The following is a 14,520-nucleotide window of genomic DNA, read 5'->3' on the forward strand; positions in this document are numbered from 1 at the left end:
CCATAATCTATGGGGTTATTTCAGTGTAACCATCAAATACTGATGATCTAAGCTACTGTCTTGCGCTGTAGTTTTTTGTCCAACGATTCTGTTTGTTCTTTAAAATACCATCCCTCGGTTAGTTTTTGAAGATCAATTTCCAGTAATGGATTTACGTGGTAATTAATATTTTTTAGCGAATAATGCAGCGCTGTCGACGGGTCATTGATCGCGTTATTAAGTAATGGAAGATTTACCCTGTCAATTCGCATTTCTGTAATAATATCCGAATAGTTTTTCTCTATTTCTTTGCGCTTATCTTCAGGATTCAAGTTACCGTCAATATTGCCTGGTATTCTTACTTTACCAGACAGTGACAATCCTAGTCGTTGTATCAATTGAGAATTGATCTTTAAAGATTCAACATTTTGGGATACAGTTTCTGGACGTATTGAATTGGCTTGTTTGATATATTCTAAAAGAGATACCTGAAAATAATATTGATATCTAGTCTTATGTTCAGAAACTTGAAACGGCCGCTCAATTACTTTTCGTTTTTCTACTTTACCATCAGCACAACGTACAAGTAACTTTTTGTTGAGCTTAGTATCACTTAGGATAGAAATAGTTACTGGTTCTAATGGTAAGTAATTAATTTGATCTACACTTTTCTTAATGAAATTATTTACGATATTAGAACCTTTCCAAGGTGATTTTTTGAAAATGGAACTTGCAAATAACCCAATAGAAACAAGGGGCATAGCTACAGTTCCTAATAGAGAGGTGGCCACAAACGGAACTTTAAGAAGAATAAATCTCAGATATTTATTGCTTAATAAAACTCCTTTTAAACGGATAACTGAAGGATTAAAAAGATGATTTTCTAATTCTCCAGCATATTGGCTTCCATTAGTAAAGAAATCGATGTTTTCGATTTTGTTTGTTAAGTTGTTTTCTAGGCTCTTAAATCCTTCATTTGCAATAAAAGGGCTGTTAGGTCGAAATCCTCCTTTACTTTCTTTAAGAGAAAAAAGCGTGCTAAGACGGGCAAATTCAAAAGCATATTTACGGGCTTTGAATGAAGCAAAACCTCCAAATGCTTCAATTTCGCTACCTGGTAACTCTATGGTATCCAGGTTTTTATTAACGGGTAGTATTGCAGCACGATATGCATTCTCATTTTTTCCGTCAGTATTGAGTGCAAAATCTGCGATTACTTTAAAAACTGTTTGGGCAAATCCATTTTTATCTTCTTTAGTTTCCAATTTTAAAATTCTGTATGCATCATCGATTTTAAGAGTTTCTGATTTTTTTATCTTTTGGTCAATTAATTTCTTGAGTTCTATTAGGTCTTTTTTTAGTATTTGAAAACAAGCCATTTGATTTCCGTTCTCATCCTCGCAATTCTTTCTTATTTCAGCTAAAAAATATTCCATTGGATCTCTGGTTCCAAGTGAAATAATACCATTTGTTAGGTTTTTTGCGATTTTGTTGAAAGCCGTGGCAATAATTTCAACATTTAGATTACTACTCATATCCGTATTCGCATCCAGATAATTGAAAATAGTTTTTCTTAATGCGAAGTTTTCTTTAATATCGATTATTTTGTGTTCTTCTTTGATGCTCCCTTGATTAGTGAGGACTCCTAGAATACTTGAAGTATTTCCAAAAAGCTTACCTAATTCTTTTTTAAAGGATACTTCGCTTCCGGATACTTTTACCGGCGAGAACGCAGAAACTTTAAATGAATGATATTGTTCTTTTCTCACAATAGGATCTACAAAGAGGATAAGTCTTTCTTCATTTTGAGTATTACGACCAAAATCTTGAAACGTACCTATTTTAAAGGCTTCTCGTATAGGTTCATTATTAAATGTTCCTCCATCGATATAAGGGAAATTGAAGCATTCATAATTCAATTTGTTATTGCCTTCTTCGGCAAAACAACTATTTTCTTTAAAGATTTCGGCGCTATCGGATTTGTATTCTTCTATTTCGTGTTGTATTTCAATAAACGATGATGGCCAGTTTGTGTTGCCATTGTTATCACCAAATTCCTGTTTAAATCTTTTAAGGAGTACAGGCTCAAATGCAATGGGAAATGCCCCACAGGCCAGGGCAGAAGCCGAAATAGTAGCCCAGGCGGCTTTATCCTTTATCCGAAATTGGGTAGGAATAATTGGATTGGGAGTATTACAAAACTTTAACCATCTGGAATCTGTTTCTTTTTCTTGCTGGTTTACTGCATCTTCATCGAAAACGAAATCTATAACTCGTAACTCAGAATGATTTTCGGATCCCACAGATTTTAAGAAATTACGCTGTAACTTATCTTTTTCATTAGAACCATTTTTTGTAACCCCTTTTTTTAAAAAATCAACTTCAATAGGTAGGAGATTAGTGAGAGAGCATGCAAAAATCACCCGGTTTGGATCTAGAAGCTGCCTTCTCGAAATATCCACACCATCTGATGTCATTAGATATTTCTTTGTGAGATCTTCTAATAATTTTCTGTCTAATAAAGAAAATGATTCTGTTGGATTAGCAACATATTTTTTATCAGTTTTACCTCCGTAGAGTTTTACTGAATCTACCTCTTCTACCCATAATTTGTATTGAATTTTTTGAGCAAGTTGTAATGCTTTTAAGGTTTCAAATTTATTCTTGTGTTTTTCTGCTTTTGTACTATCTCCTCCAAAATACTCTTTAATGATTTCATCAAGAAGATCTTCTTCTTTGAGTTGATCGCTAAATAATGGTATCATCGAACGGTAATCAATAAGGCATTTAAGCATAATGGTTAGCGCAATTGCTCCCGCACTTGCACCGCTCATTCCATCTACAATTACTTGATCATATTCTTTTTTGTCAGTATCCTTTCCGTAAAGCACCAGTAATTTTAATGCTTCTGTTAATGCTGACCCCGAAAACGAGCCTAACGAAACTCCTCCACCCATTGCAAGGCAGACACGCAGTGTTTTTCCCATGATTTCTTATTTTACTTTATAAGTTGTTTAAAATCTTTGGGGATATTTGCTATTCTGTGGGGAGGCGAATTATTTTTTAGATTGACTAAAATTCCATTTGATACCGGGTTTTAAAATTACATCTTCATCACCGGTAATACTATTTGTTTCTTTTTTGAGCGATACAAAGAGGGTAATGCTTGGAATAAGATAGGCTTCTGCATATCCGCCAAAATCAATACTTTCTTTCATACTATCATGATAGATTTCTGCAGAAAGAATTAGTTTTTGACCGTATTTTCTAAGCGCAATACCGCTTACCAAACCATCATTGTCTGGAGTTTGTGGAGTCTGATCGTATCGATACATTACCATAGCATTAATACTCATACCACTTCTTCCCAAATCATACTGTCCTACTAACCAGGCTTGATGTCTATAGGTAACAATGCTATCTGTTTTAAATGAATTATCTCTGGCTCTACCGGCAATAGCATAACCAAGTGCAAGAGAACCTCCTGGTTTATTCATATAACGTGTTTTGGCATCTACATATGCTTGTTTAAGTGCAGGATTATCTACCACGGTTCCTTGATCATTATCATTCATGGGTCCAGGATCAGTTCCACCAGAGCTTAAAGCGTCATCAATATCTTTTCCTAATTGTTCATCAAACATAAGATCCTTGCTATCAAAAAGCGTTGCCCGTAATCCTCCTGAGAATAAAAGATCATCTGGAAAATCCTGAGAGTTTATAGTAGCAAACGATAGTTGTAAGTTGGCAAGAAATCTTTTTCCATAACTATTCCTATATTCTTTTACATTTTTTAGCCTTCCGCCAAATGTAAGATAAGGGTTGAAGTCAAAAGCTAATCCTGGACTTACTTCGTTTCCACTTAGAAAGTTACTGGCTAAATGCGTTATAATCTCCTGGGGAGTACTTGCGCGCATAATGGTGGTTGGATTAGCATCCAAAACGGCAAACGCAGGACTTTCAGGAACATTATAATCAAGCTTAAAAGTATAAGCATCTTGGTTATCTCCGGGTTGTTCGGTGTCTTGTGAATATCCAATGAACATAAACAAGAATATTAATATACCGAAACTTATTCTGTGTCTTTCCATAAGTCAGAGGTTGGGATATGTTCTGAAATCATATGTTTAAAAATAACGTGACTTCCAAATTGAAGCTGTTTACCGTCTGAGCATTTTGGAACAAGACGAGAAGATTCTTTTTTCCAACGATCTTTTCCATCCTGAATAATAGTAATACTAAACTCTCCACGCTCAACATTATTAATAGAAGAACAAGCGTTTATAGACCAAGCAAGAGAATCATTTTCGATGTCATCTGGTTTCTCTAGAAGAATAAACTCATCAACTCCATCATCTCCTGTAATAACATTGAATTTTTCTTTCTTCTCCCATTTTCCATTTTGGATTTCCCAGAGAATAAAAACGGATCCTGATCTTATACCATTATTAGCAGTCACTCTAACTTTTAGAGAACCTCCGTCTGGATCGATTAAACAATAATTTGATTTTGGCATGACGGGTATGGTTTTAAGTTGTTAATATTCTATTTTTTTTGTCACTACAGTTTGTGTAAAAGAATATTAAGAGTGACAAAATGGATCAAATATTACTGCGGCAAACTATAAAAAATAATTGCCAATAAAGATTATATTAAGCTACAAATAAAATCCGAACCTAAATTACACTAAAACCATAAAATTTATGACAGGTAAATACCCCTATTTTCTATAACAAAGTGTCTTTTTAATACACTGGATGTCAATTATAGATTTTCCAGAGTATTACCAATCGGTAATTTGTGAATTGGTTGTAGGAATTTTTATTTCTAGATAAATCGTATCTAAGATCTTAGAAGTATGAATTCCGTCCTTACTGTTTGTAATTCTCTTTCTGTTTTTTCGAATTTCTTGTTTTATTTTTTTCCACTCTTGTTCACTATAATAAATATCATTGTTCTTAGGCGATTGACCTTGTTCTGAAATATTGGTAATCAAAGTACCCTTAGCTTGTGCTGTTTTGTTTTGCGAATTCTTATCTGTCGAATTATTTTTTGTTTCAGTAGTTTGCCCAAATGTGCTTTGTCCAATCCATATCAAAGCTATCATCATTAATATTTGTAATTTCATAGTTCTGTTTTTTTAATCAGTTGATTTACAGGTGCTAATTTAAGATTAGTAAAAGGATATTGCCAGAGGGAAAACAACCCTTTTTGTTTAGGAATTACCCCCTGAATTGAGAATTCTCTATGTGGATTGGTGACTTTAAGAAAAAAAGACCGCCATAAAAGGCAGTCTTCGGTTTATTCTAAATATGTTCTATTCTAAGTTTACCAACCCGATAACTGAGATTTGTTATTAAAACCAGGAGCGGTTACAAAAACTGTATCTATAGTTTTAGAAACAAAAATCTCATTATTATCAATAACTCTTTTCTTGTTATTTTGGATTTGTATTTTGATTTTCATCCATTCTTCATCAGTAAAACTAGTATAGTCTTGGGTTAAATCAGCTTGATCAGAAGTTTCAATTATCAATCTGTCTGCAGAAACAGTATCATCTGCGCTATATTGTCCTTCTTCTATTTTGATATCAACTTCTTTAATGGATTTTGTATTGTTCTTATAATCTTGTCCAAAGGAAAGACCGTAAATAAAAAACAATGTAAAAGTGATTCCAATTTTTAATCTCATTTCAATACTTTTTTTGATCATTTAATCATTAGGGTTAAAGATATTTGTTTATAACGACAGTCTCTTTAACAATTTAGTATTCGTAGGTTTTCTTATAGTATCTGATTTTGAAATGAACTAGATTTATTTCAAAAAATTTCATAAAGCATTGGAGACTACAAATTTACGTCAAATTAATTATAAAATTAGATTTGAAACGCCTTTTTTACCTGATCTACATAATCTAGTTTTTCCCAGGTAAATAGTTCTACTTCTTTTTCTACTTTACCAGAATAAGGGCTTTCAAAAACTTTAGTAATAATTTTTGGTTCTTTACCCATATGTCCGTAAGCAGCAGTTTCTTTATAAATTGGGTTACGAAGTTTAAGTCGTTCTTCAATCGCAGCGGGCCTCATATCAAATATTTGAGCAACTTTCTCGGCAATTTCGCCATCTGTAATATCTAAAGTACTAGTGCCATAGGTGTCTACAAAAATTGAAGTAGGTTCTACAACACCAATAGCATAAGAAACCTGTACCAATGCTTCGCTGGCAACACCCGCAGCAACAAGATTTTTGGCAATGTGTCTTGATGCATAAGCCGCGGAACGGTCTACTTTACTGGGATCTTTTCCAGAAAAAGCTCCACCACCGTGAGCTCCTTTACCACCATAAGTATCAACAATAATTTTACGGCCGGTAAGACCAGTATCTCCATGCGGGCCACCAATAACAAATTTGCCTGTAGGGTTGATGTGATAGGTAATTTGATCATTGAATAAGTTCTGAATATACTTTGGTAATTGCGAAACTACTCTCGGAATTAAAATAGAAACGATATCACTTTTAATTTTGGCCAGCATCACATCATCATCAATATCAAAATCATCATGCTGAGTAGAGACTACTATGGCTACGATACGTTGTGGTACATTATCATCGCTATATTCTATAGTAACTTGACTTTTAGAGTCAGGACGTAAATAAGGAATTTCTGTACCTTCTCTTCTCAATTTAGCTAACTCTATAAGAATCTTATGAGAAATATCTAATGCTAATGGCATGTAGTTTTCAGTTTCTTTGGTAGCATATCCAAACATCATTCCTTGATCCCCTGCACCTTGCTCTTCTTTAGTTTCTCTATCTACACCTTGATTGATATCCTGAGATTGCTCATGTATTAGCGATATCACACCACAAGAATCACCACTAAATTGATACGCACCTTTAGTATATCCAATTTCATTGATTACCTCTCTAGCAATTTGCTGTACATCAAGATACGTTTTGGATTTAACCTCTCCGGCAAGGACAACTTGACCGGTAGTCACTAAAGTTTCACAAGCAACTTTTGAGTCTTTATCAAAAGCTAAAAAATTATCTAATAAAGCATCACTAATTTGATCTGCTACCTTATCCGGATGTCCTTCAGATACACTTTCTGAAGTAAATAAATATGCCATTCTTTGTTGTTTTTATAGAATAAACTATAATAAATTATGACAAGATTGCAATAAAGAAGCCTTCGACAAGAATTATTTGGTATCGAACTGCTTTAGCATTTATGAACTGAATAAATTCAATATTTTCATATGAATACGTCTATTTTCAGTTCTTTAGGGTTGCAATCAGTCAAATCTATCCCTTTTTACTATTTCGGCAAAGGTAAAAAAAATGATAATATTCGAAAGGATTTAACGTATCATTAATTTTCTTCCAATAAAAAATCTTTTTCCGAGTCATTTTTCCGATTAAAACAATTTTCAAAACAAATTGTTTTCAGTTTAAAAATAATTACTAGATTTGTTTCGAAGTTTCTTATACATATTAGTAAGTTATTAAGAAAGGTGGAGGGAATAGACCCTATGAAACCTTAGCAACCCTTTATTCGTAAAGAAGGTGCTAAATTCTATTCGTCATTGACGAAAAAGATAACTCGATACAATTACAACTCTTGTAACTGTCGTTTCCTTTCTTTTTAATTTTCTATAACCACACACTTATATAGTGTTTGATGTATTTGAGTTTTATTTAATTATTAAAATTTAAAAAATAGAAAATTATGAGTGCACAAAAATTTGCAACAGAAGCTTTACATGCTGGACATGATGTAAAATTAAATGGAGGAACCCGAGCAGTTCCTATTTATCAGACTACATCCTATGTGTTTAATAATGCTGATCACGCAGCTAATTTGTTTAATTTATCAGAGTCTGGTTTTATTTATACTCGATTAAATAATCCAACTAATGATATTTTGGAACAGCGTTTGGTAGCCTTAGAAGGAGGTATTGCAGGAGTAGTGACAGCGTCAGGTACAGCGGCAATTAACACTACATTACTTACCTTGTTAAAATCTGGTGATCATATTGTTGCTTCAAGTAGTTTATACGGAGGAACATATAATCTTTTAAGCGTTACATTGCCAAGGTTTGGAATCACAACCACTTTTGTTGATCCATCAAATGCGGAGAATTTTAAAAACGCTGTACAGGAGAACACCAGAGTGTTTTTTGTAGAGTCACTAGGCAATCCAAAGTTAGATGTATTAGATCTCAAAGCTATTTCTGCCGAAGCTAAAGCTTATAAAGTTCCTTTGATTGTTGATAATACAGTAGCAACACCAGCTTTGTTAAATCCAATAGAATATGGAGCTAATATCGTAATTCATTCACTAACAAAATATATTAGTGGAAATGGAACTTCTCTTGGAGGCGTGATTATTGATGCAGGGACTTTTGACTGGTCAAGCGGTAAATTTCCTGAATTTACAGAACCATCACCAGGCTATCATGGGTTAGTATATCATGATGCTTTAGGTGCTGCAGCATTTATTGCTAAGGCTCGAATAGAAGGTTTACGAGATCACGGAGCTGCATTAAGTCCTTTTAATGCATTCCAGATTTTACAAGGGTTAGAAACTCTCGAAATTAGAATTAAAAAGCATAGTGAAAATGCACTCTCATTGGCTACTTGGTTACAAGACCAAGACGAGGTGGCTTGGGTAAAATATCCCGGATTAGAGAGTGATCCGTATTATAAACTTGCAAAAGAATATCTTCCAAAAGGGCAAAGTGGTATTATAACTTTTGGTATAAAAGGAGGTTTTGATTCTGCTAAAACTGTGGCTAACGAAACCAAAATTTTCTCGTTACTGGCAAATATTGGAGATTCTAAGTCGCTCATTATTCATCCTGCCAGTACCACGCATCAACAATTAAATCCTGAACAACAAGAATCTACTGGTGTTACTAGGGATTTGATCAGGTTATCAGTTGGATTAGAAGATATTGAAGATTTAAAAACCGATTTAAAAAGTGCATTCGCCAAAGTAACCGAAAAAGTAAAATAATCAAATTCTTTAGTATTGAGTTTTGAACCCTTGAAAAGCAAATTAGTTAAGGGTTAGTTGTACTCGTTAGAAGTAATTTATCTATGCTCCAAAAAGTTCAAATATCCAATTATACGACCACAAAAGGACAAAAGATTGACCAAATACCTTTGTTTTTTGAAGTGTTTGGGAATTCTTTACAGGATGCTCCAATAGTCTTGGTGAATCACGCGTTGACCGGAAATTCTAGTGTTTGTGGTCCAAATGGTTGGTGGAACGGATTGATTGGTAAAGGGAAATGTATTGATACAGATAGATATACTGTATTATCATTTAACATTCCGGGGAATGGGTATGATGGAGAAGAGAGTAATTTGATTTCTGATTATACATTTTTTACCGCCAGAGATATTGCTGCGATTTTTGCTAAAGGTTTAGAGCTACTTAATATTAAAAAACTCCATGCTGCTATTGGAGGATCGGTAGGAGGTGGGATTGCCTGGGAGCTTGCTGCTTTAAAACCTAATTTGATTGATCATTTAATTCCCGTAGCTACAGATTGGAAATCAACTGATTGGTTAAAAGCCAATTGTCTTGTGCAGGAACAGATTTTATTGAACTCTGAAAACCCTGTGCACGATGCACGATTACATGCAATGTTGATTTATAGGTCTCCTGAATCGTTTAAACAAAAGTTTAATAGAAGTTATAATGATGAAAAGGAAATGTATAATGTCGAAAGTTGGTTATTTCATCACGGAAAAAAACTGGATGAACGATTCACGCTTTCGGCATATAAAGAATTAAATCACATTTTAGCGAATATAGATATTACAGCAGGAAGAGGAAGTTTTATAGAGGTTGCAGGTTCTATTAGATCTAACATTCATATCATAAGTGTGAATTCTGATGGGTTTTTTACGGTAGTAGAGGATGAAATTACCTTTAAAAAATTAAAAGAAGTAAAACATAATGTTTCGCATCATTTAATTAATTCTGTTCACGGACATGATGCATTTCTAATAGAATTTGACCAACTCAGTGAGTTATTGCAAGATGTATTTTAAAATAAGATGAAGATGAAAGTTTTAAAATTTGGAGGAAAATCATTAGCGAATGGTAAAGGAATCCACAAAGTAGTTGATATTATTGAAGATAAGGTTAACAATGGGGAATTGATAACTGTTGTTCTTTCTGCAAGAGGAAAATCAACCGATGAATTAGAAGCTATTTTGGATAAAGCTGTAAGGAATGAAAGTTATCAAGAGCAATTAGAGGCTTTTAAAAAATATCAGGTAGCAGATTACGCAGGTTTTAGTGTTGATGACGAGTTTGAAACCTTAGATAAACTTTTTGAAGGAGTTTCTCTTTTAGGAGACTATAGCAAAAGGATTAAGGATCAGGTGTTATCACAAGGAGAAGTTATTTCTGCAAAACTGATTACACATATCCTTAAGGAAAAAGGAGTTAATGCTCATTTTACAGATAGTAGAGAATTAATTAAAACGGATGGTACATTTGGTGAGGCACAGCCTTTGGATAAATTGTCAAAGGAAAATGTGATCACACATTTTAAAAAATATAACGGTACAACCGTTAATGTCGTAACCGGTTTTATAGCGTCAAATACTGATAATGAAACCACTACCTTAGGTAGAAATGGTAGTAATTATACAGCAGCATTATTGGCTAATTATTTGGATGCAGAAGAGCTACAAAATTTTACACATGTAAGTGGTATTTATACGGCGAATCCTGATTTAGTGTCTGATGCAAGAAAAATAGAAAAATTATCTTTTGCTGAGGCAAATGAGTTGGCTTATTTTGGAGCGAATATTCTTCATGCCAAGACTATTATTCCGTTGATAGAAAAAAATATTCCATTACGCATTTTAAATACTTTTGATCATAACAATAGAGGAACACTGATTACTGCAGAAAATAATGCGAACGGAATTAAATCCCTTTCGGTTTTAGAAAATGTTTCTTTAATCAATTTAGAAGGAAGAGGTTTGTTAGGAAAAGTAGGAGTAGATGCAAGGATTTTTAAAGCATTAGCCCATAATAATATCAGCGTAAGTATGATTTCTCAGGGTTCTTCAGAAAGAGGTATAGGGCTGGTTGTAGGAGCGGATAAAGCAGTAGAAGCTAAAAAAGTTTTGGAACAGGAGTTCGAAGCAGATTTGTACAAGCGGGACGTAAATATAATTACCGTAGAAAATGATGTATCCGTAATTTCCATTATCGGACAAGATTTAAGTACCTTTCATAGACCCTATAATGCATTGATTAAGAATCAGGTGATTCCTTTGTTATTTAATAACACAGTTTCCGGAAAGAATGTAAGTCTTGTTGTATATAAAAATCAACTTCATAAGGCACTCAATGTTATTCATGGAGAAATTTTTGAAATTTCAAGAAAGATAAATATCGCTGTATTCGGACATGGATTAGTAGGAGGGACTTTGATAGATCAAATTTTAAAATCTGCGAAGGAGATTGAAAAGAGAAAAAAAATTGACTTGAACATTTTTGCGGTAGCAAATTCAAAGAAAATTCTTTTGAATAAAAACGGAATTGAAACTTCTTGGAGATCAGATGTAAAAGAAGGAATTCAATACGAAATAGGAGATATAATTAAGTTTGCTGATAAACATCATTTAGAAAATTTAATTGCGATAGATAATACCGCTAGCAAAGAATTCACGGATCATTATATTACTTTGGTAGAAGAAGGATTTGATTTAGTTTCTTCAAACAAAGTAGCGAATACTTTAAGTTTTGAGTTTTATAAAGAATTAAGATCTAAGTTAGAAGAGCATCAAAAACAATATCTGTATGAAACAAACGTAGGAGCTGGGTTACCGCTAATAGATACGATCAAGCTATTACATCTATCCGGTGAAAATATAACTAGAATTAAAGGTGTGTTTTCAGGATCTTTAAGTTATTTGTTCAATACTTTTTCTAAAGAGGAAAGGCTTTTTAGTGAAGTATTGCAAGAAGCTATTGATAAAGGTTTTACAGAACCCGATCCTCGTGAAGATTTATGTGGAAATGATGTAGGAAGAAAATTATTGATTTTGGCTAGAGAATTGGATTTGAGTAATGAATTTACAGATATTAATATCCATAATTTGATTCCTGAGAATTTGAGAGAAGGAGGTGCAAATGAGTTTTTAGAAAAGTTAAAAGAATTAGATTTGGTGTATCAAAAAATAAAGTCAGAACAGAAACCAAACCATGTACTTAGATATATTGGAGATTTACACGGAGATTTATTTGAAGAAAAAGGAATTTTAGACGTTAAACTCGTATCTGTTCCAGAAAGTAGTGCGTTAGGACAAGTAAAAGGTTCCGACTCGATATTCGAAATTTATACAGAATCATATGGAGATCAACCTATCGTGATTCAGGGAGCAGGAGCAGGAGCAGCGGTTACTGCAAGAGGAGTTTTTGGAGATATATTAAGATTGACCGAAAAAGGATAAAAAGTAATTGTGTTAGGTATTACTCATTGTTTTTTATTGTTTTAAGAAATCGTGAATGTAAAACATATGATGAGTCATTCTTTTCTATTTGGCGGACTGAGGTTCTCGAAGTATTCCAAATAAAAAGATACAGCAAAAAGCCCGACCTTGAGATGTCACACTAAGATGTCACACTGAGCTGTCACACTGAGCTTGTCGAAGTGTTGTCTAAGTGGAGTCGAAGGGTAACGTCTAAATAGAATAAATAAAAGAGATATAATGAAAATACAACTAAAAAGAATTGATAATGATTATCATTTTGAACTAAAAAATGAAAGAGGGCATATAACTCATATAGATAGTAAAGCTGAAGTTGGTGGACACGATTTAGCGCCAAGTCCGATGGAATATGTATTAATGGGTGTAGCGGGGTGTAGTGCGATTGATGTGATTTCTATATTAAAAAAACAACGACAAGAGATTACAAATTACAGAGCTGAAGTTGATGGGTCACGAGTAGAAATTGATGGCGCAAAACCTTTTAAAGAAATTGTAGTGACTGTATATTTAGAAGGAGAGATAGTTCCGGAAAAAGCAAAAAGAGCAGCACAATTATCATTTGAAAAATATTGTTCCGTATCTAAAACATTAGAGCCAACTGCAACGATCAAATATAAAGTAGTCGTTAATAACGAAGAAGTATGAGCCTAAAAAGCCAAAATTTTGAAACACAAGCGGTACGAACGCAGACAGAGAAAACTCAGTTTTTAGAACATTCTACGCCAATGTATCTAACGTCAGGATTTGTTTTTGAAGATTCTGAAGAAATGAGAGCCGCTTTTGCCGAGGAGAAAGATAGAAACTTGTACAGCCGTTTTAGTAACCCTAATACTACTGAGTTTGTAGATAAAATCTGCAAATTAGAAGGAGCAGAGGATGGTTATGCTTTTGCTACTGGGATGGCCGCTGTGTTTTCTACATTTGCAGCTTTGTTAGATGCTGGAGATCATATTGTGTCGGCAAGATCCGTATTTGGTTCGACACATTCATTGTTTATCAAGTATTTTCCAAAGTGGAATATAGAGACTAGTTATTTTCCGGTTAATGAAGTTGCTTTAGCAGAAACGTTAATTAAACCAAATACAAAAATCATTTATGCAGAATCCCCTACCAATCCTGGAGTTGATGTATTAGATTTAGAATTATTAGGTAGGATTGCAAAAAAGCATAAGCTGTTGTTGATTATCGATAACTGTTTTGCTACACCATATTTGCAAAACCCAATAAAGTTCGGAGCAGACCTGGTAATTCATTCCGCTACCAAATTAATTGATGGCCAAGGGCGTGTTTTGGGTGGTGTTACTGTTGGTAAAAAGGAATTGATCAGGGAGATTTATCTTTTTTCGAGAAATACCGGCCCTGCTTTATCACCATTTAATGCCTGGGTATTATCAAAAAGTTTGGAGACCTTAGCGATAAGAGCAGATAGACATTGTGAGAATGCATTGAAGTTAGCTGAGTTTTTAGAGTCACATCCTAAGGTAAATTGGGTAAAATATCCTTTTTTAAAATCTCATCCGCAGTATGAGATAGCTAAGAAACAAATGAAATTAGGAGGTAATATCGTAGCTTTCGAAGTTGAAAATGGGGTAGCAGGAGGAAAGACATTTTTTGATAACATCAAAATGTGCTCACTTTCAGCAAATCTAGGAGATACCAGAACTATCGTTACACATCCGGCTTCTACAACGCATAGCAAATTAGCTGCTGAAGATAAATTGGCCGTTGGTATTACTGATGGAATGGTAAGATGTTCGGTAGGATTAGAACATATTGATGATATTATTGCAGATATAGAGCAGGCTTTGAAAAATATTTAATCATCTTTTTTTGGTTTTTTACGGGGTATTATAATAATCTACTAAATCACTAGGCTTTTTATTAATAATATCATAATTCTTTCATTTCTAGTGATTTTTTCAAACATTAAAGACTAAAGAATAGATTTTTATATATACATTTGTTTAATAATCTACTATTCCGATAGGGTAATAGGATTAAAGATAAAAA

11 protein-coding genes and 1 riboswitch are annotated in these 14,520 nt (G+C 33.6%); of the genes, 5 read left to right on the forward strand and 6 right to left on the reverse strand.

Annotated features, from left to right (window positions below):
* Positions 1-47: 47 nt before the first annotated feature.
* From ACFSR1_RS16200 to metK, 6 genes are all read right to left on the reverse strand, one after another.
* A complete protein-coding gene (locus tag ACFSR1_RS16200) occupies positions 48-2,966 on the reverse strand; it encodes a patatin-like phospholipase family protein (protein ID WP_378294061.1) in 2,919 nt (972 codons plus the stop codon).
* 69 nt (positions 2,967-3,035) lie between these two features.
* Positions 3,036-4,070: a hypothetical protein gene (locus tag ACFSR1_RS16205; protein WP_378294062.1), complete on the reverse strand. Its 1,035-nt coding sequence runs from the start codon at positions 4,068-4,070 to the stop codon at positions 3,036-3,038.
* Positions 4,052-4,495, reverse strand: coding sequence for a hypothetical protein (locus ACFSR1_RS16210; protein WP_378294063.1), 444 nt, complete (start codon positions 4,493-4,495; stop codon positions 4,052-4,054). Before ACFSR1_RS16210 ends, ACFSR1_RS16205 begins: the two co-directional genes overlap by 19 nt.
* A gap of 267 nt (positions 4,496-4,762) precedes the next feature.
* Positions 4,763-5,107 carry a hypothetical protein gene (locus ACFSR1_RS16215; protein WP_378294064.1) on the reverse strand — a complete coding sequence of 115 codons (345 nt, stop codon included), beginning with the start codon at positions 5,105-5,107 and terminating at the stop codon, positions 4,763-4,765.
* Positions 5,108-5,307: 200 nt separating this feature from the next.
* Complete coding sequence (locus ACFSR1_RS16220) at positions 5,308-5,670, reverse strand: hypothetical protein (RefSeq protein ID WP_378294065.1); 363 nt, start codon at positions 5,668-5,670, stop codon at positions 5,308-5,310.
* Positions 5,671-5,855: 185 nt separating this feature from the next.
* The gene (metK, locus tag ACFSR1_RS16225; RefSeq protein ID WP_378294066.1) at positions 5,856-7,112 is read right to left on the reverse strand and encodes a methionine adenosyltransferase; all 1,257 of its coding nucleotides are present in this window, start codon (positions 7,110-7,112) and stop codon (positions 5,856-5,858) included.
* Between the two features lie 369 nt (positions 7,113-7,481).
* Positions 7,482-7,587, forward strand: a riboswitch (SAM riboswitch).
* Between the two features lie 124 nt (positions 7,588-7,711).
* On the opposite strand from metK, the gene ACFSR1_RS16230 reads away from it, so the two are divergent.
* The 5 genes from ACFSR1_RS16230 to ACFSR1_RS16250 all read left to right on the forward strand — a co-directional run bounded on the left by ACFSR1_RS16230 (position 7,712) and on the right by ACFSR1_RS16250 (position 14,330).
* Positions 7,712-9,001, forward strand: coding sequence for an O-acetylhomoserine aminocarboxypropyltransferase/cysteine synthase family protein (locus ACFSR1_RS16230; protein WP_378294067.1), 1,290 nt, complete (start codon positions 7,712-7,714; stop codon positions 8,999-9,001).
* An 83-nt stretch (positions 9,002-9,084) separates the two neighbouring features.
* Entirely contained in the window at positions 9,085-10,047 is a 963-nt protein-coding gene (locus ACFSR1_RS16235; RefSeq protein ID WP_378294068.1) for an alpha/beta fold hydrolase, read from the forward strand.
* A gap of 12 nt (positions 10,048-10,059) precedes the next feature.
* Entirely contained in the window at positions 10,060-12,471 is a 2,412-nt protein-coding gene (gene thrA, locus ACFSR1_RS16240) for a bifunctional aspartate kinase/homoserine dehydrogenase I (protein WP_378294069.1), read from the forward strand.
* A gap of 258 nt (positions 12,472-12,729) precedes the next feature.
* Positions 12,730-13,155, forward strand: a complete 426-nt coding sequence (locus ACFSR1_RS16245; RefSeq protein WP_378294070.1) for an OsmC family protein — start codon at positions 12,730-12,732, stop codon at positions 13,153-13,155.
* On the forward strand, positions 13,152-14,330 hold the full coding sequence (locus tag ACFSR1_RS16250; RefSeq protein ID WP_378294071.1) for a trans-sulfuration enzyme family protein: 1,179 nt from the start codon (positions 13,152-13,154) through the stop codon (positions 14,328-14,330). Before ACFSR1_RS16245 ends, ACFSR1_RS16250 begins: the two co-directional genes overlap by 4 nt.
* Positions 14,331-14,520: the final 190 nt, after the last annotated feature.

It is taken from the genome of Aquimarina rubra (assembly GCF_042684305.1).
Lineage (GTDB): Bacteria > Bacteroidota > Bacteroidia > Flavobacteriales > Flavobacteriaceae > Aquimarina > Aquimarina rubra.